Source organism: Blautia sp. BIOML-A1 (assembly GCF_009883055.1).
In the GTDB taxonomy this organism is placed as follows: Bacteria; Bacillota; Clostridia; order Lachnospirales; family Lachnospiraceae; genus Blautia_A.
This window is the reverse complement of sequence record NZ_WWVR01000002.1, coordinates 1-23,315: the sequence shown is the minus strand read 5'-3', so window position 1 is coordinate 23,315 and position 23,315 is coordinate 1. Positions and strand designations below refer to the sequence as shown.

General features: G+C 42.4%; 24 protein-coding genes, 3 tRNA genes and 1 rRNA gene. 11 read left to right on the top strand and 17 right to left on the bottom strand.

The window, feature by feature from the left end; all coding sequences use genetic code 11:
- Positions 1-116 precede the first annotated feature (116 nt).
- From GT674_RS17065 to GT674_RS01975, 3 genes are read left to right on the top strand one after another with little or no spacing between them, the layout of a single operon-like run.
- Positions 117-437: a spore coat associated protein CotJA gene (locus GT674_RS17065; protein ID WP_192925965.1), complete on the top strand. Its 321-nt coding sequence runs from the start codon at positions 117-119 to the stop codon at positions 435-437.
- On the top strand, positions 434-718 hold the full coding sequence (locus GT674_RS01980) for a spore coat protein CotJB (protein WP_227240014.1): 285 nt from the start codon (positions 434-436) through the stop codon (positions 716-718). The genes GT674_RS17065 and GT674_RS01980 overlap by 4 nt, the downstream gene beginning before the upstream one ends.
- 3 nt (positions 719-721) lie before the next feature.
- A complete protein-coding gene (locus GT674_RS01975) occupies positions 722-1,348 on the top strand; it encodes a manganese catalase family protein (protein WP_161284134.1) in 627 nt (208 codons plus the stop codon).
- Positions 1,349-1,397: 49 nt separating this feature from the next.
- Here GT674_RS01975 and GT674_RS01970 read toward each other — a convergent pair whose 3' ends face one another.
- Positions 1,398-1,919 (bottom strand): flavin reductase family protein, encoded by a 522-nt coding sequence (locus tag GT674_RS01970; protein ID WP_161284133.1) that lies wholly within the window; start codon positions 1,917-1,919, stop codon positions 1,398-1,400.
- 206 nt (positions 1,920-2,125) lie between these two features.
- Between GT674_RS01970 and GT674_RS01965 the strand changes: the two genes are divergently transcribed.
- A complete protein-coding gene (locus GT674_RS01965) occupies positions 2,126-3,304 on the top strand; it encodes an MFS transporter (protein ID WP_161284132.1) in 1,179 nt (392 codons plus the stop codon).
- Positions 3,305-3,354: 50 nt separating this feature from the next.
- Here GT674_RS01965 and GT674_RS01960 read toward each other — a convergent pair whose 3' ends face one another.
- Entirely contained in the window at positions 3,355-3,906 is a 552-nt protein-coding gene (locus tag GT674_RS01960; protein WP_161284131.1) for a biotin transporter BioY, read from the bottom strand.
- 129 nt (positions 3,907-4,035) lie between these two features.
- Positions 4,036-4,959, bottom strand: a complete 924-nt coding sequence (locus tag GT674_RS01955; protein ID WP_161284130.1) for a mechanosensitive ion channel family protein — start codon at positions 4,957-4,959, stop codon at positions 4,036-4,038.
- Between the two features lie 162 nt (positions 4,960-5,121).
- On the opposite strand from GT674_RS01955, the gene trkA reads away from it, so the two are divergent.
- Together trkA and GT674_RS01945 are read left to right on the top strand one after the other, a co-directional pair.
- On the top strand, positions 5,122-6,477 hold the full coding sequence (gene trkA / locus GT674_RS01950) for a Trk system potassium transporter TrkA (RefSeq protein ID WP_161284129.1): 1,356 nt from the start codon (positions 5,122-5,124) through the stop codon (positions 6,475-6,477).
- Between the two features lie 13 nt (positions 6,478-6,490).
- Positions 6,491-7,930 carry a TrkH family potassium uptake protein gene (locus GT674_RS01945; protein ID WP_161284128.1) on the top strand — a complete coding sequence of 480 codons (1,440 nt, stop codon included), beginning with the start codon at positions 6,491-6,493 and terminating at the stop codon, positions 7,928-7,930.
- Positions 7,931-8,218: 288 nt separating this feature from the next.
- Here the strand turns inward: GT674_RS01945 and GT674_RS01940 are convergent, their stop codons facing one another.
- Both GT674_RS01940 and GT674_RS01935 read right to left on the bottom strand, forming a co-directional pair.
- Complete coding sequence (locus GT674_RS01940; RefSeq protein ID WP_161284127.1) at positions 8,219-9,895, bottom strand: glycosyl hydrolase family 18 protein; 1,677 nt, start codon at positions 9,893-9,895, stop codon at positions 8,219-8,221.
- Between the two features lie 305 nt (positions 9,896-10,200).
- Positions 10,201-10,458, bottom strand: coding sequence for a hypothetical protein (locus tag GT674_RS01935; protein ID WP_161284126.1), 258 nt, complete (start codon positions 10,456-10,458; stop codon positions 10,201-10,203).
- Between the two features lie 556 nt (positions 10,459-11,014).
- On the opposite strand from GT674_RS01935, the gene GT674_RS01930 reads away from it, so the two are divergent.
- Positions 11,015-11,758, top strand: a complete 744-nt coding sequence (locus tag GT674_RS01930) for an adaptor protein MecA (protein ID WP_161284125.1) — start codon at positions 11,015-11,017, stop codon at positions 11,756-11,758.
- A 94-nt stretch (positions 11,759-11,852) separates the two neighbouring features.
- Here the strand turns inward: GT674_RS01930 and GT674_RS01925 are convergent, their stop codons facing one another.
- Positions 11,853-12,056 carry a DUF1858 domain-containing protein gene (locus GT674_RS01925; RefSeq protein WP_161284124.1) on the bottom strand — a complete coding sequence of 68 codons (204 nt, stop codon included), beginning with the start codon at positions 12,054-12,056 and terminating at the stop codon, positions 11,853-11,855.
- A 226-nt stretch (positions 12,057-12,282) separates the two neighbouring features.
- Between GT674_RS01925 and GT674_RS01920 the strand changes: the two genes are divergently transcribed.
- Complete coding sequence (locus GT674_RS01920) at positions 12,283-12,456, top strand: DUF362 domain-containing protein (protein ID WP_022214912.1); 174 nt, start codon at positions 12,283-12,285, stop codon at positions 12,454-12,456.
- A 38-nt stretch (positions 12,457-12,494) separates the two neighbouring features.
- Here GT674_RS01920 and GT674_RS01915 read toward each other — a convergent pair whose 3' ends face one another.
- From GT674_RS01915 to rpsF, 7 genes are all read right to left on the bottom strand, one after another.
- A complete protein-coding gene (locus GT674_RS01915) occupies positions 12,495-13,028 on the bottom strand; it encodes a helix-turn-helix domain-containing protein (protein WP_161284123.1) in 534 nt (177 codons plus the stop codon).
- A 166-nt stretch (positions 13,029-13,194) separates the two neighbouring features.
- Complete coding sequence (gene dnaB / locus GT674_RS01910) at positions 13,195-14,523, bottom strand: replicative DNA helicase (protein ID WP_161284122.1); 1,329 nt, start codon at positions 14,521-14,523, stop codon at positions 13,195-13,197.
- A gap of 17 nt (positions 14,524-14,540) precedes the next feature.
- Positions 14,541-14,987, bottom strand: a complete 447-nt coding sequence (gene rplI / locus GT674_RS01905) for a 50S ribosomal protein L9 (RefSeq protein ID WP_161284121.1) — start codon at positions 14,985-14,987, stop codon at positions 14,541-14,543.
- Positions 14,984-17,038, bottom strand: a complete 2,055-nt coding sequence (locus GT674_RS01900) for a DHH family phosphoesterase (RefSeq protein ID WP_161284120.1) — start codon at positions 17,036-17,038, stop codon at positions 14,984-14,986. Before GT674_RS01900 ends, rplI begins: the two co-directional genes overlap by 4 nt.
- Positions 17,039-17,261: 223 nt before the next feature.
- The gene (rpsR, locus tag GT674_RS01895) at positions 17,262-17,525 is read right to left on the bottom strand and encodes a 30S ribosomal protein S18 (RefSeq protein WP_015541065.1); all 264 of its coding nucleotides are present in this window, start codon (positions 17,523-17,525) and stop codon (positions 17,262-17,264) included.
- A gap of 31 nt (positions 17,526-17,556) precedes the next feature.
- A complete protein-coding gene (locus GT674_RS01890) occupies positions 17,557-18,015 on the bottom strand; it encodes a single-stranded DNA-binding protein (protein ID WP_118251963.1) in 459 nt (152 codons plus the stop codon).
- Positions 18,016-18,088: 73 nt separating this feature from the next.
- Positions 18,089-18,376: a 30S ribosomal protein S6 gene (rpsF, locus tag GT674_RS01885; RefSeq protein ID WP_005427220.1), complete on the bottom strand. Its 288-nt coding sequence runs from the start codon at positions 18,374-18,376 to the stop codon at positions 18,089-18,091.
- Positions 18,377-18,653: 277 nt separating this feature from the next.
- Between rpsF and GT674_RS01880 the strand changes: the two genes are divergently transcribed.
- From GT674_RS01880 to GT674_RS01870, 3 genes are all read left to right on the top strand, one after another.
- Positions 18,654-19,943, top strand: a complete 1,290-nt coding sequence (locus GT674_RS01880; protein WP_161284119.1) for an L-cysteine desulfidase family protein — start codon at positions 18,654-18,656, stop codon at positions 19,941-19,943.
- Positions 19,944-19,973: 30 nt separating this feature from the next.
- The gene (locus GT674_RS01875) at positions 19,974-21,197 is read left to right on the top strand and encodes a dicarboxylate/amino acid:cation symporter (RefSeq protein ID WP_161284118.1); all 1,224 of its coding nucleotides are present in this window, start codon (positions 19,974-19,976) and stop codon (positions 21,195-21,197) included.
- A gap of 83 nt (positions 21,198-21,280) precedes the next feature.
- Positions 21,281-22,543 (top strand): dihydroorotase, encoded by a 1,263-nt coding sequence (locus GT674_RS01870; protein WP_161284117.1) that lies wholly within the window; start codon positions 21,281-21,283, stop codon positions 22,541-22,543.
- A 284-nt stretch (positions 22,544-22,827) separates the two neighbouring features.
- Here the strand turns inward: GT674_RS01870 and GT674_RS01865 are convergent.
- The 4 genes from GT674_RS01865 to GT674_RS01850 form a co-directional block, all read right to left on the bottom strand.
- Positions 22,828-22,898, bottom strand: a tRNA-Cys gene (locus GT674_RS01865).
- Between the two features lie 26 nt (positions 22,899-22,924).
- Positions 22,925-22,996 (bottom strand) — tRNA-Glu (locus GT674_RS01860).
- A 37-nt stretch (positions 22,997-23,033) separates the two neighbouring features.
- A tRNA-Asn gene (locus tag GT674_RS01855) sits at positions 23,034-23,106 on the bottom strand.
- Between the two features lie 72 nt (positions 23,107-23,178).
- Positions 23,179-23,315 (bottom strand): 23S ribosomal RNA (locus GT674_RS01850); the annotation flags it as partial.

The window sequence follows — 23,315 nt, the reverse complement described above, 5'->3', positions numbered from 1 at the left end:
GAAATTTTTCGTTTTTATTTTACCAGAGTAAAGCAAAAATAACAAGGAACGTTCTCTATGCACTTTTCTTTTTTTTACACATAAAATATAAAGAACTCCCCTGAAAGGACTCGTTCATGGAAAATTATCAGATATCCCGGCCCTGCGGCCGCCCATATAATGCAACCTGTGGAATGGCAAGAGAAATGACAGGAAATCAACCCGGTTTCTACCGTTGCGCACAGCGCAGTCCGTCCTCTTCCCCATCTCCTTCCTGTACTACAGTTTCCGGCAATTCTGAAATGTACAGTCCCATCGAGCATCTGCCGATCGCAATGGCATATGTTCCCTGTCAGAAATTTTCAACAACTTATGACCTGAATTATGCCTTAAGAGTCGGAACTGTTTTCCCTGAGTTATGCAAACCCTTCTGCGGAAAGCGAGGTGTCAGACGATGATGAGTCAGAATTCCTGTACTTCAAAAGAAAAACTCCTTCAACGGATCTATGAGGTCAGTTTTGCCGTTGATGATATCCTGCTCTTTCTTGATACACATCCCTGTTGTCAGGAAGCACTTTCTTTTTATCGGGAATACTCTTCCGAACGCCAGAAACTGATGAAGGAATATGCCCGGCACTATGGTCCCCTTACCATAGACGATGCCCTTGAAACAGATGCAAACAGCTGGCGATGGATGGAACAGCCATTTCCATGGGAGCAGGAAGGAGAGTGCAGATAATCTATGTGGAATTATGAAAAAAGGTTACAGTATCCGATTAATATCAAGACCCCTAATGCAAAGATTGCTCAGTTCATTGCCAGCCAATACGGCGGTCCCGACGGTGAAATTGGTGCATCCCTCCGTTATCTTTCTCAACGTTTTACCATGCCAAACCGCATGACTGCCGCTGTTTTAAATGACATCGGCACTGAAGAGCTTTCTCACCTGGAAATGGTATCCACCATTATCCATCAGCTTACACGAAATCTTTCTATGGAAGAAATTGAAAAAAGCGGACTCGGTCCTTACTATATCGACCATGGTGTAGGTGTCTGGCCACAGGCTGCGGGCGGGATTCCATTCAATGCCTGCGAATTCCAGAGCAAAGGAGATCCTGTCACTGATCTGTTCGAAGATCTTGCAGCAGAACAGAAGGCCCGCTCCACCTACGACAACATTCTCCGGGTAGTCCGTGATATTCCGGAGATTGCTGATCCTATCAGATTTCTGCGTTCAAGAGAAATCGTTCACTTCCAGCGCTTTGGAGAAGCTCTTCGCAGTGTTCAGGAAAATCTGGATGCCAAAAATTTCTACGCATTTAATCCAGCCTTTGACAATCCATGTAAAGCTTCCTGCAAAAATTCCTGATATGAGCAAACAGCTCCCCATTTTTATATGGAGAGCTGTTTTTCCTCAATTATTCAATTACATATGCATTTACGATCTCGCCATAATACGCCACATGGATATCCTGGGATCCATCTGCATTCTGTGGATAAAATTTTTCCTGATCTTCTTCTGTGATCGCATGAATGTCCTGTGTCTGTTTATAAATCACCTTACACTCCAGAGTCAGTGGAAGTTCTCTGATTCCCGGTACCGAAATTGTTTCCGGTTCTTCATAAGTAAGGCCAAGTTCTTTTGCCTTATCCACATCTCTTCCTGATTTTGAGCCACAGTATGCAAGGATTTTCTTTGCACTTTCATCAAGTGGAATGTTTACTGTAAACTCACCATTTTTATCGATAAGGGTCTTGGTAAAACGGCTTTCTCGTATAAAAGTTACAAAAACAGGTTTTCCCCATTCAATACCAGCCATTCCCCAGGAGATTGTCATGGAGTTTGTTTTATTCTCATCCTTTCCGGTGATCAGTACACCCGATTTCACTCCTTTAAGGATTTCTCCCATATACTCATATACATCTATCTTTTTCTTCATTCGTCTAAACCTCCATCTTTTTTTGTTATCGTTTATCAGTGACTGTGAACAGCAGCAACAGTACTGAATCGTTACGTTTATGATAAAATAAGGACTGCTTTTTGGCAAGTATTTTGTTATAATAAAAATAATATGTAACTGGACACTGAACAGTTATGAAATTTTTGCAATTACTACTAAATAATCATTTAAAAGGAGTACCCATCATGCCATCTTCTAAACAAAAAAACCTCACCGGGCCTTACGCCTGCATCCAGGCACTGTACTGGATGTATTTTGCCGCGATCATGAGTTTTTCCGGCTTTTTTCTGCTGGATGGAGGCTTTTCCAATACTCAGATCGGCATCATTGCTGCCGCTGCCGGTATCATTTCTGCACTTCTTCAGCCTGTACTCGCCAGCTATGCTGACCGTCCGGACAGCCCTTCTCTCAAAAAACTTATCCAGATTTTTTATATGATCCAACTGCTTCTCGGAGTCGGACTGTTTTTTTCCAGAACCTTGATTCTGACCGGACTTCTCTATGGCATCAGTATCGCACTTCTTCAGTTATTAACTCCATTTATCAATGCCCTGGGTATGGAAAGCATCAATCAGGGACAGCAGCTTAACTTTGGACTTGCACGCGGAATGGGCTCTGTTGCGTATGCGATCATCTGTTATGTTCTTGGAATTATTACAGTAAAAGCAGGTGCCGATTCCATCCCTGCCTCTGTGATCATTCTCACATTTTTTACCCTCGGATGTCTCATCCTTTTTCCTTTTGTCAAAACACAGGGAACTTCCGGCTCAAAAGCTTCCGGAAATAGTCTGGCAAATCCGCTTCTGTTTTTCCGAAAATATAAGCGCTTCTCTCTGGTACTTATCGGATGCATTTTTATTTATCTCAGCCACGTACTTCTGAATAATTTTAACTTTCAGATTGCACAAGGCAAAGGTGGCGGAAGTTCTGAAATGGGAACTGCATCTGCAATTGCGGCTATGTGTGAGCTTCCTACCTTGTTCCTTTTTGGCTATATTATCAAAAAAATCCGCTGTGATATTCTGATTCGTATTGCCGGTATTTTCTTCGTACTGAAATCTCTTGGAACGCTTCTGGCACCTGGGATCTCCGTCTATTATGGAGTACAGATTCTTCAGATGCTTGGGTGGGGACTTATGACTGCCGCCTCTGTCTACTATGTAAATGCAGTCATGGAACCCGAAGATGCCATCAAGGGACAGGCATATTTTACCATGACCTATACTCTTGGCTGTGTGATCGGTTCCTTCCTTGGCGGGGTACTGATTGATTTTGCCGGAGTAAATTCCATGCTCATCTTTGCCACTATCTCTGCCTTTTTTGGTGCCCTCATCGTATTCATATTCGCAGAACATACTTCATAAAAAACGAAGGGGCTGTCATTTGACAGTCCCCTTTTTATTCTTATTAACTATTAAAACACATATTTTCTGAGTTTTCTGGAAAGAACATACGCAAGTGCGATCTTAATGATATCTGGAATGATAAACGGAACTACGCAGGAGGCAAGTGCTGCTGTAAATCCAATAGGTCCATTCATTCTGCCGTAAACGATCACAAACCATACTGTTCCAAATGCATAACACACAATCAGACCTGCGATCATGGAAACAATCTGCATGACTGATTTTTTTCCCGGAAGTTTCTCCATTGCCCACATGAGCAGAGCGGAAAATAAAAATCCAATAATGTATCCACCGGTAGGTCCTGCCAGGACTCCGATACCTCCTGAAAAGTTAGCAAACACAGGAATTCCGATCGCTCCAAGCAGAATAAATACCAGAACCGATAAGCTTCCTCTCTTTCCTCCCAGCACACCTACTGCAATAAAAACGCCGAATGTCTGCAGGGTAAACGGAACCGCTGCCGGAATGGAAATCCAGGAACAGATTGCCATGATCACTGCAAACACTGCAATATAAACAATATCATATGTTTTACTTCTTTGAACTGCTACCGTACTCATCTTTTCCTCCTCATAATAACAGATCTGCTATTCTCTGATCTCTCTTAAGACTTTAGCACAGGCAGGTTCAAATTGTCAACTTATTATTATTTTTAGGTTTACTTTTTCAAAATCATATCTTCCTTCTGATTATTTTCTTGGATGTAGATAAACTTCCATCTGATTATATGGAATCGTAATTCCATTTGCGTCAAATTCTTCCTTGATCCTCTGATTCAGTCTCCACTTAGTTTTCCAGTATGCATCCGTCGGAACCCATACCCTGAGCCCTATGATCACTGCACTGTCCGCCAGCGAATCCACAAAAACCACCATCTCTGAATTGTCGCTCCTGGTATCCGGATCCGCTTTCAGAATATCCTCGATCACTTTTTTTGCTTTACGGATATCTGCATCATAGGAAATTCCTACTTTTATCTCCAGTTTACGGTTTTCTTTTGCTGTCACATTGATGATCGTGCTGTTTGACAATGTTCCATTTGGCACTACGATCTTTTTGTTGTCTATACTCAAAAGAGTCGTATAACAGATTTCAATCTTGGCAACCGTTCCCTCGCAGCCATTTGTCTGATCCTGAATGATATAATCTCCAACCACAAAAGGTTTAAATATCAAAAGCAGAACCCCGCCTGCCAGATTCGCAAGTCCCCCCTGTAATGCCAGACCTACCGTCACACCGGCAGTTCCAAGAAGTGCAGCCACAGAAGATTCTTTCACACCCAGACTGATCGCTATATTAAAGATCAGCAGCATATACAAAATCGCCTTGCCTGCTGATGAAATAAACTGAACAACACCTGCATCTATATTGGCCCTCTCCAGAGATTTCCTCATAATGTTCACGATCCAGCTGATGATCCTACGTCCCACAAAAAAAACGATAATGGACAGAACCACTTTAATACAAAATCCAGTGAGCGCCGGAAGCTGTTCTGTCAGATATTCTTTGAAATTCAGGATATCCTTGAGGCTCTGCTTTACAGACGTTCCATCCAGCCCCATATTCTGCAGCCCCTGATCCACTTTGTCTGCTGTTTCACTTAATGTATCCATGATAGATCACTTCCTCTCATTTTGGTAATATAGCATTTTTTTCTTTTCATCCTGTAGCTTTCAGTATACCATGAAATTTATATTTTCTCTATTTAAAAACCTCATACAGAGTGGTATAATAAAATGATTTATAATAATTATTTTTTATTACTGGAGGAAATCATGCATATCATAATTGTCGGGTGCGGCAAAGTTGGACGCACTCTCGCAGAACAGCTTCAGCAAGAAGAAACTGACCTAACTCTGATCGATATGAATGCCGATATTATCAACTCTCTCACCGAAGATATCGATGCTATGGGAATTGTTGGAAATGGTGCAAGTATCAATACCCTGATGGAGGCCGGTGTGCCAACCGCTGATATTCTGATCGCTGTAACTGCTTCTGATGAATTAAATCTTCTCTGCTGCCTTATCGCACAGAAAACCGGGCACTGCCAGACAATCGCCCGCGTAAGAAATCCTATTTACAGCAAGGAAATCGGTTTTATCAAAGAAAGACTCGGTCTTTCCATGATCATGAACCCTGAACTGGCTGCTGCACAGGAAATTTCCCGACTGTTGCGTTTTCCAGCTGCAATCAAGATTGATCCGTTTTCCAAAGGCCGTGTAGAGCTTCTTAAATTTAAAGTTCTGCCAGAATTCGGTCTGGATGGTATGTCTGTTTCTCAGATCACAGACAAATATCGCTGTGATATTCTTTTCGCAGCAATTGAGAGCAAGGATACTGTGGCAATCCCTGGCGGAGATCATCTGGTACACAATGGAGATTTTGTTTCTATCATTGCAGCTCCTAAGAATACTGCCCTTTTCTTTAAGAAAATAGGACTGAAGACACATCAGGTCAGAAATACTCTGATCATTGGCGGTGGTACCATTTCTTATTATCTCGCCAAAACTCTGTCCGATCTCAGGATCAATGTCAAGATCATCGAAAAGGATAAGAATCGCTGCGAAGAACTGAGTGATATGCTCCCGGAAGCTATGATTATCTGCGGTGATGGAACTGATCGTTCTCTTCTTTTAGAGGAAGGTCTTGCAACTGCAGAATCTTTCGTAACACTTACCAATATGGACGAGGAGAATATTTTCCTGTCACTTTCCGCCAAGAAACTTACAGAAGCAAAACTTGTAGCAAAAGTTAATCGCCTCCCATACAAGGATGTCATTGACGATCTGGATCTGGGAAGTGTGATCTACCCTAAATATATTACCTCCGATTCCATTCTCCGCTATGTTCGTGCCATGCAGAATACCATTGGAAGTAACGTAGAAACTCTGTATCATATCCTGGACAATCAGGCAGAAGCTCTGGAATTTAATATCAGGGATAATTCCCCTGTTGTTGGTATTCCACTTGCCGAATTAAATCTCAAAAGCAACCTTCTGGTCTGCTGCCTTGCCCGCAAGGGTACTGTACGCATTCCTCGAGGTCAGGACACCATCCAGGTCGGGGATAATGTTGTCATCGTAACCACCAACAAAGGGCTTCGCGACATCCGCGACATTCTTGCATAAATGAGGTAGAGCTATGAATTTTCGCATTATTGCCTATATCGTAGGCTGGGTATGTAATTTTCAGGCAGCCTTTATGTTACTGCCCTTTTTTACAGCACTGATTTATCATGAACGGGAATTCAGTTCTTTTTTGATCGCCATGGCAGTCTGCCTTGTCATCGGAATTCCTCTCACGCTGAAGAAACCCAAAAACAAAGTATTTTACACCAAAGACGGCTGCGTTGCAGTTGCTCTGAGCTGGGTTGCCTTATGTGTTTTTGGTGCGCTTCCTTTTGTGGTCAGTGGATATATCCCACATCCTGTCGATGCACTTTTTGAGACAGTTTCCGGATTCACAACTACCGGTTCCAGCATTCTTACAGATGTCGAGGTTCTTCCGCACTGTGTTCTGATCTGGCGAAGCTTCACACACTGGATCGGAGGAATGGGAGTTCTTGTATTTCTGCTTTCCCTGCTCCCGCTCACCGGTGGATATCACATGAATCTTATGAAAGCAGAAAGCCCGGGACCTTCCGTCAGCAAACTGGTTCCAAAGGTACAGTCCACTGCCAAAATTCTTTATACTATTTATTTTGGTATGACACTTGCTCAGATAGTCCTGCTGTTGATTGGAAAAGTTCCTCTTTTTGATACTCTGTGTATCACCTTTGGTACTGCCGGAACCGGTGGATTTGGTATTGTCAATGACAGTATTGGAAGCTACAGCACTTACTGTCAGGTCGTTACTACCATCTTTATGATTTTATTCGGGGTAAACTTCTCTGTTTACTACCTGATTCTGACTAAGAAATTTCGTCAGGCTTTTAAATATGAAGAAGTTCGCTATTATTTCGGAATCATTATCGCTTCCATTTTAATTATTACCTTCAATACGGCACACCTCTTCCGAAATGTCCTGGTCGCATTCCAGCAGGTAGCATTTCAGGTTGGTTCCATCATTACCACAACAGGATTTTCGAGTACAGACTTTAACCAGTGGCCTGCCTTATCCAAGACAGTACTGGTGCTTTTGATGTTTGTAGGTGCCTGTGCCGGAAGTACCGGAGGCGGAATCAAGGTTTCCCGTATTCTGATCCTGTGCAAGGCTGCAAAGAAAGAATTTCAGCTTTACCTTCACCCGAATGCAGTCAAGAAGATCAAGATGGATAGCAAGATTATTTCTCATGAAATTTTGAGATCCACCAATATTTACATCAGCGTATATCTTCTGATTTTTGCAGCTTCTGTCCTGTTGATCGCAATTGACAATTTTGACCTGATCACGAACTTCACCGCTGTTGCTGCTACACTTAACAACATTGGTCCAGGATTTGAAATCGCTGGTCCGATGGGAAATTTCAGTTCTTTTTCCTATCTGTCCAAGAGTGTTCTGATCTTTGATATGTTAGCAGGACGACTGGAAATTTTCCCTCTTCTGCTTCTCTTCTTCAAGGATACTTGGAAACGTTTCTGATAATTTCTCCCCTGATTTATAATTGATCAGGGGCGTTTTTCTTTATTTTGTTATTTTTTTATGATTTCTTCACATTTTCTTCAAAACCTCATCACAGTTTTTTCACATTTTTCGGGTATAGTATTAACCATAGAGAGCGAAATGCTTTCTATAAAATATTTTTCTTTTTCATACGCGCCGGTACGAAAGTACCGGCCTCCTTCCATTTACAGGACTTTTTATAAATTTTAATAAATTCCAACCAAAAACACACTCTGCAGCGATTGCAGAGTGTGTTTTTTATTTCAGTTATGATATTTTAAGATTTTCGCTGATCGTACTCCAGATATCACTGCTCTCGAATCCAAGTCTCCACTGGGCAACTCCTGCAAGATCATATTTCGGAATCAGTTTTACCTTTTCTGCAAGCGACTGGGCATCCTCAATCCAGATCTGATATGTTGTATTGTCTTTCTCAAATTCTGCATAATTCTGCCCCACGCTTCCATCCCATACAGGTTCAACCTGATTCTCTGTAAGTATTCTCTGCGTTTCACTCATTCCAATTGCTTCACTTGTCACAGCTCCACCGGTTGTCTTCCACAATCTGGTATAAAACGGAACGGCAAGAACTGTTCGCTGTGCCGGAACTTCCTTCAGTGTATCCTCCACTCCCTGTTCTACCCACGGAAGCGATGCTACAGAGCCGGCCTCAGATCCCACATAATGTTCATCATATCCCATGATCACTACGTAATCCACAACCAGCCCCTGCTCTCGTCTGTCATAATGACTTGTAAAATCTTCCGGAACCGGGTTATCCACAGAAAGTACCAGATTATTCTTATGGCATTCAATAGAAAGTTCTCTCAAAAATTCCAGAAAATGCGGTCCCGCATCTTCACTGAGTGTTTCGAAATCCACATTAATACCATCCATTCCTATCTCTGCTGCCCTCTGTATCAGATACTGAATGATATTCTGTCGGGATGAAAGCTGAGACAGAGTTTCCGTGGTACTGATCTCTGCTGTAAAGTTATCAACCAGCCCCCATACCTTAAGTCCCTTCTGATGTGCCTGCGCCACATAATCAGCCGAAGACAAATCTCCAAGATTTCCTGCTGTATCCTGAATATAAAACCATGTCGGAGAAATCACGTTTAAGCCACTGACGTTTGCTGTCATATCGCCAAGATAAGCATTGGCATCTGTGTTGGTAATCTGATGCCAGATCATATTTACCTTATCCTCCATTATAAGGTAAGTATAATCTTCTTTCTCAAAATCTCTCTCAAAATCTGTGGTTTCCATATCTGACAGAACTTTTTTCTGTACATATCCAATGTATCCATCCATGGTTGAAACCTGTACCCAGTCTTCAAGAGCCTGCATATAAATCAATGTATCACCTTTCTTGACTTCTGTGAGAACCGGTGACTTGATGCCTCCACGATAGCGAATACTCGTGTCTTTCTTAACAGTTGCTACATTTACTCCTGTAAATTCATGCCTAATCACAACTCTTGCCGGTTCCTGATACTCATAAAAATCCAGATCTGTATATTTCTGTACAAGTGAAAGACTCAGATAAACCTTTCCATCCCGCACCCAGACCTCTCCATCTCCTGCTTCTGATGCAGGAAACTTCTCAAGTGACGACGGTGTCGCATATAAAATCTGCTGATTTCCACTGTCCCAGTAGTATCTCTGATTCAGATAGGTACTTACGATATCCTGCGGAAGATAAATCTGATCTCCGGATTTCAGAGCTCTCTCCTCCATAATATCTGTACCAAGGACAAGTACCATCTCTCCTTCTGCCGGCTGACCATAATATTCTGTCAGATTCATCTGTTCCTTAGATGGAATATATTTACTGATAATATGAATCCCTATTCCTGCCACTGCAAGCACAAGAATCAGAATACCGACGACCATAATTGAAACAAGCTGCTTTCTCCTCTGTGTTGTACTTGATTTTCTCATTTGTTCCTCCCTTTCGGTTCAGAGCATATTTTATTCAGCAGGCAATACTCCGCAAAATGATCCGGGATAGCCTCTGATTCGTAACTGTGAGAATGCCAGACAGTTACACTTCATTTATAAATTATATCATGTTTTGTCATAGATGTATTATTTATTTGGAAATTTTAATTTTTTTAATATTTTTTTCATATCAGGGATTTTCCAGACCGGTCAGGTATAAGGAGGAAACCTTTGTTTTCCTGAAAAATCCCTTCCTCTTATGTATCTTAAACGGCAAAATCTTCCCCTTCGTCACTCGTCAGATCTTACCTGCGTTTGACTTGTATATGCTTTGGGGGTGCTTCTCTGATCAGATCAAAATCAACTCTTGCAATTCTGCCTGTTTCATCTTCTGTGTAGTCTCTCATATAACCTCCGCCCTCTGCGATCAAACAGGCTTTCGCAATATCTTTTGGGGTACTGGGCTTTCCATCCATAAAGAGCTGGATTCCATTCTTCTGATAGACCTTCAGTTCTTTTTTCAGAGGTTTTATGGCTTTCTTGCTGCACTTCTCATGTGACATATTTTCTCAGATCTTTCCTCCTTTCTCTCAAAATAAGATTTTAGAAAACACCTGACAGTTTAAGAAAAAATATTCTTCCTGTAATTGAATTTAATCTCATGGAAATTGCATCTGCCACAGCCGGAACGCTGCATGACATGTAAATGATGGCAATGACTTGTCTGTAGAAATGAGAATTGTGGTAACTATTCAGAAGGTAGTATCCTGACTGTGAAACTGCTGAACAGTTACGAAATGTGTTGTTATTATGTAAGTTAGTTTAATTTGCGTCTTTTGTCATTCAATCACAGAACACCTATCTCTTCTTAAGATTCATTATACAGATTTCTTTTACAGTTGCAAGGATTTTTCCCGATTTATAAAAAAATTTCTATTCTATTTCCAAATATTTTAGAAATAGGTAAATCTAATTTCTTTACATTTTCTATACTTGTGGTATATAATACGTTATATAAGTCATGGACTATATCCTGATTTTGATATAAAGTAACTGTGAGGCTACTGAACAGTTACGATGTAAATTCATATCAGGATCCAAAGAATAGGATGTGATGACATGAAATTAGAAAAAATCAACGAAAATCAGATTCGTTGTACCTTAACACGAGAAGATTTGGAAATGCATCAGGTTAATTTGCGGGAACTGGCTTACGGATCCGAGAAAGCCAAGAAACTTTTCCGCGATATGATGCAGCAGGCGCAGATAGAATTTGGTTTTGAAGCAGACAATATTCCACTGATGATCGAGGCAATCCCTGTAAATCTTGACAGTATCATCCTCATCATCACTAAAGTAGAAGATCCGGAAGAACTGGATACCCGTTTTTCCAGATTTTCCCCATACAAGGACTCTGCCCAGACAGAACCGCTCCAGCTTGATGGAGCAGACAATATCATTGATATTTTCCAGAAGATTTGCGAATCCAGACTCAAGAATAAGTCTTCCAATACCGAAGGCTCTAAGGAATCAGATGAGGCAGCTTCCGATTCTTCTGAAAAACCAGCGGTAAATCTGATTCGTCAGTATACATTTACTCACCTGGACGATGTAATTGCAGCTTCACATGGACTGAATGGTTTTTTCACCGGCAGAAATACCTTATACAAGGCTTCTGCTAACGGAAGCTATCAGCTTATCATTCACCAGTCTTCCTGCTCTCCGCAGGAGTTCAATAAAGTCTGCAATATTCTTTCTGAATATGGTAAAGGAAGTTCCTGTACACCTGCCAGGGAGGCTCATTTAATCGAGCATGGAGAGGTAATTTCCGTAAATGCTCTGCAACAATTAATACAGCTTTAATCATGACTTATATGTTGACTGTTTATTTCTTACTCAACGATCAATGTAACAGTTACACTTAAAAAGACTGGCATCTCTGCCAGTCTTTTATTAATTAGTTATTCTCCAGAAAGTCGTTGATCTGCTGAACCAGAACATCTACATCCATTCCGTGAACCATGGCTGCTTCTTCTAAGGATTCCATCTGGGAAGACGGGCATCCAAGACAATGCATTCCTGCTCTCATAAGAATCGGTGCAATATTCGGATCTAAAGTGATTAACTGGCCGATCAGCATATCTTTTGTAACCTTTGCCATTGTATTTTCCTCCTTTTCTCAGGGATAAAGAGTAGATCTTTACTCCCAGTGATAATCCCCATTATAATATAAAAACATCCTGTACGCAACGTCTGCTATTGAAAAATTGTGCACAATTTATAAAAATTTGTTTATAAATTAATACTTGTATTCTTCTCTGATATATATTAGAATAGCTGTATGGATACCTGAAAAGGTACAAAAGATATAAAGGAGGATATCAATTATGGCATACGTAATTTCTGACGATTGTGTAAGCTGCGGAACATGTGCAGCAGAGTGCCCAGCAGAGGCTATTTCTGAAGGTGCAGAGCATTTCGAAATCGATGCTGATGCATGTCTTGACTGCGGAACATGTGCAGATGCATGTCCTACAGAAGCTATTCACCCAGCTGAATAATTTCATTTAAGACAAATCGAAAAGAAACTGTAGCAATGCTACAGTTTCTTTTTTGGTTTCTTTTCAACTGCTGCCGCAGCTTCTTTTCTTGCCATCTGCTGTCTTCGAATTGCAAAATCCAGTGAACGACACCTTTCTTCGTCTTCACTCTCATTCTGTACCTTAAGCTCCTGTGTGATCAGCCGTTCCAGTATTGTCTGAAACTCCAGGATCTTTTCATCATTTGTGCTGTCCTTTTCTTCAGCACTATCTTCTATCATGACCTCATCGCTCTCATATGGTATATCAAAGTTCACATTATCTTCTTCCAAGGACTTTATCCGACTTTCCGTATATTCCTGTCCTGTTCCCGCCAATTTTGGAATCAGTTCACGAATTGCGTGAAGTCTTAGTCCCCGCTTCTTAAGTTCTTTTATATTCATAAAAAGCTGAATATCATATCTGGTGTAATAACGATGACCAAGCTCATTTCTGTGGATCTGCAGTTCCAGCTCTTCCTCCCAGTATCGAAGAACATATGACTTTATCCCAGTCATCTCTACTGTCTGTTGAACAGTATATCTTGTCTCCATGTCACACCTCCTATGAAATTCGTTATCTATAATTATAATCGTATTTCCCTTTTAATTCAACGAAAACAGTTTGACATAATCTATCGTGAAACAGCAAAAAAGCAGACATCAGAATGAAAATCGAACATTTTCATCTTAATGTCTGCAAATCTGCAATAAACCGATATTATTTTTTCATATTAACAAACTGTGTATAACGTGGCAGCCATACCAGTTCAATGGTTCCAATCGGGCCATTTCTCTGCTTGGCGATAATGACCTCTGCAATATCTTTCTTTTCTGTGTCTTTATGATAGTAATCATCCCTGTACAAAAACATTACCACATCGGCATCCTGTTCAATAGCTCCGGACTCTCGAAGATCCGAAAGCATCGGCCTGTGATCCGGACGCTGCTCAACTGCCCGGCTCAGCTGCGACAGTGCAATGACCGGTACATTCAGTTCTCTGGCCAAAGCTTTCAATGAACGGGAGATATCTGAAATCTCCTGCTGCCTGGAATCACTCTTACCGCTTCCGCTCATCAGCTGCAGATAGTCGATCATAATAATCCCGAGATTGTGTTCCAGCTTATATTTCCTGCATTTGGATCGCATCTCCGCAATACTGATACCTGGTGTGTCATCAATGATCAGGTTGGAACGTCCAATGATATCCGCCCCCTCTACCAGCTTGGTCCAGTCCTCGTCTTTAAGATTACCGGTACGCATATTCTGGGAATCCACATGAGATTCCATCGCGAGAAGACGATTGACAAGCTGCTCCTTTGACATTTCGAGGCTGAATATTGCAACCGTGACATCTTTGCGAAAAGCCATATACTGTGCAATATTTAATACAAACGCCGTCTTTCCCATGGACGGACGGGCTGCGATCAATACCAGATCCGACGGATGCATACCGGAGGTCTTGTAATCCAGATCTATAAAACCTGTAGGAATTCCGGTAACACTTCCCTTAAGCTTGGAGGCTTTCTCAATGTTGTTGATCGCATTCAGGACAACCTGCTGAATCGGAACATAATCACCACCCACAGTCCTCTGCAGAATGTTGAATAATTTCTTTTCTGCCTCCTCCATGATCGTCTCTGTGCTGTCCTTTTCAAGGTAGCAGGCATTCTCTACTTCCTCGGTCGCCCGGATCAGTTTACGGAGCTGTGCTTTATCGCTTACAATATTAGCATAGTATTTAACATTTGCAGAAGTCGGAACTGCTTCAAGCAGTTCCCTGACATACTCCATACTGCTGATATCCGGAGGAACATCTTTTTCTTTCAGACGGTTCTGGAGTGTGATCGTATCAACCGGTTTCCCTTCATTACAAAGTTCCACCATCGCATCAAAGATAATTCCATACTGATTCTGATAAAAATCATCACTTGTAAGAATCTCTGACGCTATCAGAATCGCATCACGATCGAGAAGCATGGATCCGATCACCGACTGCTCTGCCTCAATGCTATGAGGCAGTATACGCTTTATCAGTGCTTCTTCCATTTAATTTCCCCCGGTGCTTAAGCCTCTTTGATCCATACTTTCAGACTTCCAGTTACCTTTGGATGAAGTTTGACCGGAACCTGTGTAACACCTAAATTTCTGATCGGGCTTGGAAGCTGAAGCTTTTTCTTATCAATTTCCAGACCAAGCTGTGCCTTGGCAGCCTCGGAAATTTCCTTTGTGGATACGGAACCAAAGGTTCTTCCGCCCTCTCCGACTTTAAGAGTGAGGATAATTTCTTTCGTTTCAAGATCCTTGGCAAATGCCTGGGCTGCTTCCAGATTCTCCTGTGCGACCTTTTCAGCGTTTGCTTTCTGAAGCTTCAGATCATTCAGATTCTTTGGTGTTGCTTCCAGACCAAGTTTTTTCGGAATGATCATGTTTCTTGCATATCCGTCACTGACATTTACGATTTGACCTTTTTTTCCAAGAGCTTTGACATCTTCTAATAAAATTACTTTCATTGCTTAACCTCTTCTTCCTGATATAACTCATCAATAATTTCTTTTAACATATCTTCTACTTCATCAATCGGTCGTTTCACCTGGGCTCCGGCAATGTTGATATGACCGCCTCCGCCAAGTTTTTCCATCATGACCTGTACATTAACCTCATCGATTGCTCTGGCACTGACATAAACCTCTTTGTTATAAGTGGTCAGTACAAAGGACGCCTTTACTCCTGCGATATTCAAAAGTTCATTTGCGGCCTGTGCTCCGACAACTGTAGGACTTTCCAGCCCCTTACTCGGACATTTGGCAATTGCAAAACATCCTCTGTAGATTTCAGCTGTACGTACGGCTTCTGCTCTGGCCTTGTAAGAATCGATATTATCACGAAGCATCTTGCGTACTCTGGTCATATCTGCCCCTGATCGTCTCAGGAATGCAGCTGCTTCAAAGGTACGCACTCCGGCTCTTGTAATAAAGTTATTCGTATCGATCATGATTCCTGCGTAAATACAGTCTGCCTCGATATTTCTGAGCCGCAGATCATCTGAGAAGTACTGAAGGATCTCTGCTACCATCTCACATGTAGAGGAAGCATACGGTTCTACATAAGACAACACTGCATTCTGGATCACTTCGTTTCCTCTGCGATGATGATCCAGAACTACTATCGTCTTTGTCATATACAGAAGCTCCTCGCACTCTGTATAGCTTGGCTTGTTTGTATCCACGACAACAACTACCGTGTTGTCATCCACAAGATCCATTGCCTGATTTCTGTCAATAAACATAGATGGCTCATAATCCGGATTATTCATATACCCTGCCATTAAAGGCCGGATAGACGTGGATGGATCATTGACCACGATATGAACCGGTTTGCCAAGCGTCTTGCCTGCCCGATAAATACCGATTGCCGCTCCAAGTGCATCAACATCCGTAATCTTGTGTCCCATGACCACAACACGTTCCTTGGTACTCATAAATTCCTTGAGTGCCTGTGCTTTGACACGGGCCTTAACACGGGTAGTCTTCTCCATCTGCTGTGCCTTACCGCCATAATAAGTGATATTATCACCATTCTTGATCACTACCTGATCACCACCGCGTCCAAGTGCCATCTCGATCGCGATTCTGGAATATTCATAATCCTGCAGATAGGTAGCAGCATTAAGCCCCACACCGATACTTAAAGTAACATTCATCTCATTACCGATATTTACGGTTTTGACTTCTTCGAGGATATGAAATTTCTGTTCCTTCAGAGCCTCAAGAGAACTCTGTCTCATGATAAGGAAATATTTATCCTTTTCCAGCTTACGGACCAATCCGTCATAATTGGAAAAATATTTCGTGATTTTTCTGTCGATCAGTGCGATCAGAAGAGAACGCCGTACATCCTCTACACTCTCCAATGCTTCTTCATAGTTGTCCAGGTACGCCAGTGCGACTACCAGTTTATTATCCTCATTTGCCTGGATGTAATTCCTGAGTTCCGTTTCATCATAAAGATACATTGCAATCAGGCTGCTGTCGTCTGATATCTCCATCAGAAGCTTCGAAGGTGCAACCGATTCTCCCAGAAAAACCTTCTGCATGGACACGCGGTAGATTCGTTCTCCAAACTGCGTACTGATCTCTGTGATTTCCTTTTCGGATCCGACCGGAAGCTTATCTGCCGTAATATCCGGAAAGATCGTACTGACGTTTTTGCGGTAAAACTGATCCCTTCCGGTAATCTCTGCAAATACTTTGTTTGACCAGATCATTCTACCCTGCATATCCATCACTGCATATGGAAGAGCAAGCTCCTCCAGAACCCTTTTTTCCAGAAATTCATACTGACTGGCAAAGGCAATAAGATCATTGAACATCAGTGGCCGATGATAAAAAAGCAAGCCAATTGCTGTACCCAGGTACAGAACAATTCCCATGGTGACGACCACTCCGGCTTTTATGTTGATCACATAAACCAGAAAGTTCAATGCTATCAGCAGAACAGATAAATACAGCGGCCAACGGGCAAGATGCTTCAGATGACCTTTTAATTTTAATTTTCCACTCATAACATTCTTTACCATTCTTTTATAATTTGCGTTTAAGATGCTATCTGCTATTATAGCAGATTTTCAGGCATATTACCATATGAATGTCAATAATCATATTTTATGAAAATAATCAGGTGAACATATTCTTTTCTAATAAAGCCAAAAAAGCTGCCATTCCTCCGCGGTCCGCACCCAAATGCTTATCCGACAGATTCATGACAGCCTGATGTTCAACTAATAATTAGTCCTGAACGTATGGCATCAGGGAAAGATGACGTGCTCTCTTAACAGCAACAGTCAGAGCTCTCTGATGTTTTGCACAGTTTCCTGTGATTCTTCTCGGAAGGATTTTACCTCTCTCAGAAACGTATTTTCTGAGTTTTGCTACATCCTTGTAATCGATTTCATTATTTTCTTTACCGCAGAATACACAAACTTTTTTTCTTCTGCGTCCGCCTCTTCTTTTCATAGGAGAGTCCGGTCTTTCGCCTCTATTGTAAGCCATGATGGTTTCCTCCTTATATTTTCCTTCAGTTCTAGTTAAATGGAAGTTCTTCGTCGATTCCGTCAGGGATATTCATAAATCCGTCAGCAGATGCTGAAACTGGATTCGGCATTGATGGTGCAGACGGTGCACTCTGCTGTGGATGTGATGCAGCATAGCTGTCACTGGAAGCTTTGCTCTCGGCAAATTCCTGTTCCTCAACAACAACTTCTGTTGTGTAAACCTTCTGACCTTCTCTGTTTGTGTAGCTTCCGGTCTGAATACGACCGCTTACTACGATTCTGATTCCCTGGTGGAAGTACTTCTCTGCAAATTCCGCACCACGTCCGAATACCACACAGCTGATAAAATCAGCGGTTGCTTCTCCGTCACGACGGAATCTTCTGTCTACTGCCAATGTGTATCTTGCAATTGCCAGTGCGTTTTCTCCTGCGGAATATCTTACCTCAGGATCCCTTGTTAAGCGTCCCATTAAAATTACTTTGTTCATTATAATACCTCTTTCTTCTTAGTGAGTGAACGGGCTTCTTAATGGTGCTTTCTAAAATCCATCTGTAAAAAGATTATGCGTCTTTACGAACGACTAAGTATCTTAATACGTTGTCCATGATGCGTACATGTCTTTCTACTTCTGCCGGACACTGTGCGTCTGCTTCAAACTGAATGAAATAGTAGAAGCCTTCATGCATTTTCTGAATTTCGTAAGCTAATTTCTTCTTACCCCATTCTTCTACTTCTGTGACGTTTCCGTTGTAACGAGCGATATAAGATTTTGCTTTCTCTACTACTGCATCGCGAACTTCGTCTTCAACTTTAGCGCTCACAACTAATGCTAATTCGTACTTGTTCATGCTTTCTTACCTCCTTATGGTCTTTAAGGCCCTCTGCCTGTTTACAGAGAGCAAGGATATGAAAATATATCACACAGCTAAATATTCTAGCATATGTTTTTTTTATTGTAAAGTGTTTTTTGTCGATTTTACAAATTTTATTTTTTGTTGATTTTATAAATTTATTTGCAGCTGTCACTTATTGTTGTAATTATGCATGAATTGTTGTATTTTTTTGCGAAATAGCTTATACTATCTGCACAAACGCATTTGCGTAACTAATGGAAAGGAGAAAAATATGGACTCTACATTATATGCAAACTATCTGAACATCCTGAAACATGAACTGGTTCCGGCTCTTGGATGTACAGAACCAATCGCCATTGCCTATGCAGCGGCGAAGGCCCGACAGGTTCTCGGAGAATTTCCGGAACAGGTTGAAATGCATCTGAGCGGCAACATCATCAAGAATGTCAAGGGTGTCACCGTTCCCAACTCCGGAGGTCTTAAGGGAATTGATGTTGCAGCCGTTCTTGGCATTGTCGGTGGAAATGCTGACCGTGCCCTTGAGGTACTCAGCGAAGTCTCTCCCGAGGATATTTCCAGAACACGTGAACTCATTTCTCAGAAAATCTGTTCCTGTTCTCTGGTTGAAAATGTTGATAATCTTTTTATCACAGCCATCGTTACCAGCGGCGAACACTCCGCTTCTGTTACGATTGAACATCAGCACACAAACATCACAAAGATCACAAAAGACGGAGAAATAATTCTGGATAACCCCTACCGTTCCACCGAGGCTGCTGCCATCGACAAATCTCTTCTCACGGTAAAAGATATCCTTGATTTTGCAGATCAGGTCAGAATGGAGGATATACAGCCTGTGATCGACCGCCAGATCAAACTGAACTCAGCAATCGCACAGGAAGGACTTGACAACAATTATGGTGCACAGATCGGCAAAACTCTGATGCACGTCTGGGGTAAAAGTGTTACCACGAGAGCCTGTGCCCGGGCGGCTGCCGGAAGCGACGCACGTATGGGCGGCTGCTCCATGCCGGTTGTGATCAACTCCGGAAGCGGAAACCAGGGAATGACCGTTTCCCTTCCTGTCATTGTTTTTGCAGATGAATGGGAAGTTTCCCACGAAAAGCTTTGTCGTTCTCTCATTGTTAGCAATTTGATCGCCATCCACCAGAAATATTATATAGGAAGCCTTTCCGCTTACTGCGGTGCAGTCAGTGCTGCCTGCGGCGCCGGTGCAGGAATCACCTATATGTATGGCGGTACCTATCAGCAGGTTTCTCTGACGATCATCAATACGCTTGGAAATATAGGTGGAATCGTCTGCGATGGAGCCAAGCCATCCTGTGCAGCCAAAATCGCGACTTCTGTCGATGCAGCTCTGATGGCATTCCAGCTCAGTATCCAAAACAAAAGTTTTCTGCCGGGTGAGGGCATCATCAAGGATGATATCGAAGAGACCATCAAAAGTATGGGATATATCGGCCGCGTGGGAATGCGTGCCACTGATACAGAAATTCTCAATGTCATGATCGATCAGGCAAATATCGATCAGGACTGTTGAAATTTATAACTTTACAGGGGGATTCATTCAATGAAAAAAAACAGTTTCTTTTCCAGCCTTCCTTTTAAACTTCTGGTAGGCGTTATACTTGGCATTATTGCCGGACTCATACTGAATGCTACAGATTCTTCTTCTGTCACCATGGGAATCCTGAATATCGTTGTTACTCTGAAATATGTCCTCGGACAGCTCATCAACTTCTGCGTGCCGTTGATCATCATCGGTTTTATTGCACCTTCCATCACAAAACTTGGAAACAGTGCTTCCCGTATGCTTGGGGTTGCTCTGGTAATCGCTTATGCCTCTTCCATAGGTGCTGCTCTGTTTTCTGTTGCGGCCGGTTATACGCTTATTCCACATCTCTCCATTGTCACAGATGTAGATGGTCTGAAAGAGCTTCCGGAGGTCGTATTTGAACTTTCTATTCCGCAAATCATGTCCGTTATGAGTGCACTTGTATTCTCCATTATGATCGGTCTTGCAGCTACCTGGAACAAAGCAAAACTAATCACCGGACTCCTTGATGAATTTCAGAAGATCGTCCTTTCCATCGTATCAAAGATCATCATTCCGATTCTTCCATTTTTTATCGGACTGACTTTCTGTGGGCTGGCATATGAGGGTTCCATTACCAAACAGCTTCCTGTATTCCTCAAAGTCATCGTGATCGTGCTGATCGGTCACTTTATCTGGATGACCTTATTGTATGTGCTTGCCGGTGCCTACTCTCACGAAAATCCGTGGGAAGTTGTACGGCACTATGGACCGGCATATCTTACCGCAGTCGGAACCATGTCCTCCGCTGCCACTCTTGCCGTCGCACTCCAGAGTGCAGACAAGGCAAAACCACTTCGCAAAGATATGGTTCAGTTTGGAATTCCGCTCTTTGCCAATATCCATCTCTGCGGTTCTGTTCTGACAGAAGTTTTCTTCTGCATGACAATTTCCAAGATTCTGTACGGATCCATTCCGACTCCGGGAACCATGGTTCTGTTCTGTCTTCTTCTTGGAATCTTTGCACTTGGAGCTCCTGGTGTCCCAGGAGGTACTGTTATGGCCTCCCTCGGTATCATTACTGGTGTTCTTGGTTTCAATGAAACTGGAACTGCTCTTATGCTCACTATCTTTGCACTTCAGGACAGCTTCGGCACAGCCTGCAATGTAACAGGCGACGGTGCCCTTACTCTGATTCTTACCGGATACGCAAAAAAACACAATATCAAAGAACAGCATATTGAAAGTGTTGATCTTTAAAGGTAATATATTACTAACAGTTGAACGCACTGAATCTCAGGTGCGTTCAATTTGAATAATATTCCTGTCAGGAGGGTAAATTTATGCTTCTAAAAAACGGTTATCTTATCGACCCGGCCAGCAACACAAATGAGCTTATGGACATTCGTGTTGAAAACGGAACGATTGTTGAACTTGGAAAGGATCTTTCAGCCAAAAATGAGGAAGAAATCCTTGATCTTTCCGGTCTGACTGTTGCACCGGGACTTATTGACACACATATACATTTCCGTGATCCTGGTCTTACTTATAAGGAAGACCTCCATACCGGTTCTCTCGCTGCAGCAAAGGGAGGTTTTACTTCTGTTATCTGCATGGCAAATACCAAGCCTGCCGTTGATTCCGTAGATACACTCAAGGATATCCTTATGCGTGCTCAGAATGAAAATATTCATATTTATCAGACAGCGTCTGTCTCCTATGGCTTAAGTGGTGAAAAAATGACTGATTTCGATGCCCTTGTAAAAGCCGGTGCCTGCGGATTTACCGATGACGGAATTCCTCTTCTTGACGCCACTTTCTGCTACAAAGCCATGCAAAAAGCAGCTGAACTTCATATACCGATCAGTCTTCATGAAGAAGATAAGGCATTCATCACAAATAACGGGATCAATGCCGGCGAGATCTCAACACAGCTTGGTGTTGCCGGTTCTCCTGCAATTGCAGAAGAAGTGATGGTTGCCCGAGACTGCATGCTTGCGCTTCGAAGTGGTGCCGCTGTCGTTATCCAGCATATCAGCTCCGGAAACTCGGTAGAGCTTGTCCGCACAGCCAGAAAACTCGGTGCTGATATTCACGCTGAAGCCACTCCACATCACTTTACACTGACTGAGGAGGCGCTCCTTGAGCATGGCACACTTGCCAAAATGAACCCTCCTCTCCGTACAGAAAAAGATCGTCAGGAAATTATTCAGGGACTCAAAGACGGGACGATCGATCTGATTGCCACCGACCATGCCCCGCACAGTGCTGAAGAAAAAGCCAAACCTCTCACAGAGGCACCCAGTGGCATCACAGGACTTGAGACTTCCCTCGGACTTGGAATTACTTCTCTGGTAAAAGAAGGATATCTCACATTGATGGAGCTTCTTGAAAAAATGACCTGCAATCCTGCAAAGCTCTACAAACTTCCGGGCGGCAGTATTCAGGTTCATGCGCCTGCAGATTTTGTAATTTTCAATCCTGATGAAACGTGGACCGTCACTGATTTTGCATCCAAATCATCCAACAGTCCGTTTAAAGGTGTTGAACTTTATGGAAAAATCCATTACACGATCTGTAACGGAAAAATTGTATATCAGGGATAATTTTATATCTTTGACCTTATATCTCTCATAATATACGAACTTCCCCCGGTGCAGCGATCCTGCTGTCTGCCGGGGAAGTTTTGTCTCAATCACTTCGACCTGTATTACAATTTACATTACTTTTCATAATTGATTTTACTTGGTTTTTGATCAGCAAATATTATGGAAAAGTAATGCAATTATCTGCTCACATCCTCACAGACTGTTTTTGCATATAAAAAATTTTCTCTGAACTACATGAACAACATAAAAAAACCAGAGTATCAAACTCTGGTTTTTAGTAGAGGTGCCACCCGGATTTGAACCGGGGATAGAGGTGTTGCAGACCTTTGCCTTACCACTTGGCTATGGCACCATATTTAATTATTCCTTAAAGGAAAGTGACTCCAAGGGGATTTGAACCCCTGTTACCGCCGTGAAAGGGCGGTGTCTTAACCGCTTGACCATGGAGCCAATTCTATTGCTATCGGCTCTAGGTCCGAAAAGCTAACTCCCCCTGTTGGACTCGAACCAACGACACTGCGGTTAACAGCCGCATGCTCTACCGACTGAGCTAAGGAGGATTATTAGAAGATATATCGTATCTTCAAAACCACATACATGTTGACTAAGCAATTATATCATAACCAAGTTTGTTGGTCAAGCCCTCACCCTATTAGTAGCAGTCAGCTCTATACGTTACCGTACTTCCACCCCTGCCCTATCAACCTCGTCGTCTTCAAGGGGGTTTACTCCTTTCGGATGGGATATCTCATCTTGAGGGGGGCTTCAC

What these genes read in the sequence shown, in the direction of transcription:
- GT674_RS01940 (WP_161284127.1), bottom strand. Translation starts at nt 9,895, where the DNA reads ATGAGAAAATCAAGTACAACACAGAGGAGAAAGCAGCTTGTTTCAATT.
- GT674_RS01925 (WP_161284124.1), bottom strand. Translation starts at nt 12,056, where the DNA reads ATGGCAAAGGTTACAAAAGATATGCTGATCGGCCAGTTAATCACTTTA.
- GT674_RS01970 (WP_161284133.1), bottom strand. Translation starts at nt 1,919, where the DNA reads ATGAAGAAAAAGATAGATGTATATGAGTATATGGGAGAAATCCTTAAA.
- dnaB (WP_161284122.1), bottom strand. Translation starts at nt 14,523, where the DNA reads ATGGAAGAAGCACTGATAAAGCGTATACTGCCTCATAGCATTGAGGCA.
- trkA (WP_161284129.1), top strand. Translation starts at nt 5,122, where the DNA reads ATGCATATCATAATTGTCGGGTGCGGCAAAGTTGGACGCACTCTCGCA.
- GT674_RS17065 (WP_192925965.1), top strand. Translation starts at nt 117, where the DNA reads ATGGAAAATTATCAGATATCCCGGCCCTGCGGCCGCCCATATAATGCA.
- GT674_RS01920 (WP_022214912.1), top strand. Translation starts at nt 12,283, where the DNA reads ATGGCATACGTAATTTCTGACGATTGTGTAAGCTGCGGAACATGTGCA.
- GT674_RS01870 (WP_161284117.1), top strand. Translation starts at nt 21,281, where the DNA reads ATGCTTCTAAAAAACGGTTATCTTATCGACCCGGCCAGCAACACAAAT.
- rpsR (WP_015541065.1), bottom strand. Translation starts at nt 17,525, where the DNA reads ATGGCTTACAATAGAGGCGAAAGACCGGACTCTCCTATGAAAAGAAGA.
- GT674_RS01875 (WP_161284118.1), top strand. Translation starts at nt 19,974, where the DNA reads ATGAAAAAAAACAGTTTCTTTTCCAGCCTTCCTTTTAAACTTCTGGTA.
- GT674_RS01880 (WP_161284119.1), top strand. Translation starts at nt 18,654, where the DNA reads ATGGACTCTACATTATATGCAAACTATCTGAACATCCTGAAACATGAA.
- GT674_RS01890 (WP_118251963.1), bottom strand. Translation starts at nt 18,015, where the DNA reads ATGAACAAAGTAATTTTAATGGGACGCTTAACAAGGGATCCTGAGGTA.
- GT674_RS01955 (WP_161284130.1), bottom strand. Translation starts at nt 4,959, where the DNA reads ATGGATACATTAAGTGAAACAGCAGACAAAGTGGATCAGGGGCTGCAG.
- rplI (WP_161284121.1), bottom strand. Translation starts at nt 14,987, where the DNA reads ATGAAAGTAATTTTATTAGAAGATGTCAAAGCTCTTGGAAAAAAAGGT.
- GT674_RS01900 (WP_161284120.1), bottom strand. Translation starts at nt 17,038, where the DNA reads ATGAGTGGAAAATTAAAATTAAAAGGTCATCTGAAGCATCTTGCCCGT.
- GT674_RS01915 (WP_161284123.1), bottom strand. Translation starts at nt 13,028, where the DNA reads ATGGAGACAAGATATACTGTTCAACAGACAGTAGAGATGACTGGGATA.
- GT674_RS01935 (WP_161284126.1), bottom strand. Translation starts at nt 10,458, where the DNA reads ATGTCACATGAGAAGTGCAGCAAGAAAGCCATAAAACCTCTGAAAAAA.
- GT674_RS01980 (WP_227240014.1), top strand. Translation starts at nt 434, where the DNA reads ATGATGAGTCAGAATTCCTGTACTTCAAAAGAAAAACTCCTTCAACGG.
- GT674_RS01930 (WP_161284125.1), top strand. Translation starts at nt 11,015, where the DNA reads ATGAAATTAGAAAAAATCAACGAAAATCAGATTCGTTGTACCTTAACA.
- GT674_RS01975 (WP_161284134.1), top strand. Translation starts at nt 722, where the DNA reads ATGTGGAATTATGAAAAAAGGTTACAGTATCCGATTAATATCAAGACC.
- rpsF (WP_005427220.1), bottom strand. Translation starts at nt 18,376, where the DNA reads ATGAACAAGTACGAATTAGCATTAGTTGTGAGCGCTAAAGTTGAAGAC.
- GT674_RS01945 (WP_161284128.1), top strand. Translation starts at nt 6,491, where the DNA reads ATGAATTTTCGCATTATTGCCTATATCGTAGGCTGGGTATGTAATTTT.
- GT674_RS01965 (WP_161284132.1), top strand. Translation starts at nt 2,126, where the DNA reads ATGCCATCTTCTAAACAAAAAAACCTCACCGGGCCTTACGCCTGCATC.
- GT674_RS01960 (WP_161284131.1), bottom strand. Translation starts at nt 3,906, where the DNA reads ATGAGTACGGTAGCAGTTCAAAGAAGTAAAACATATGATATTGTTTAT.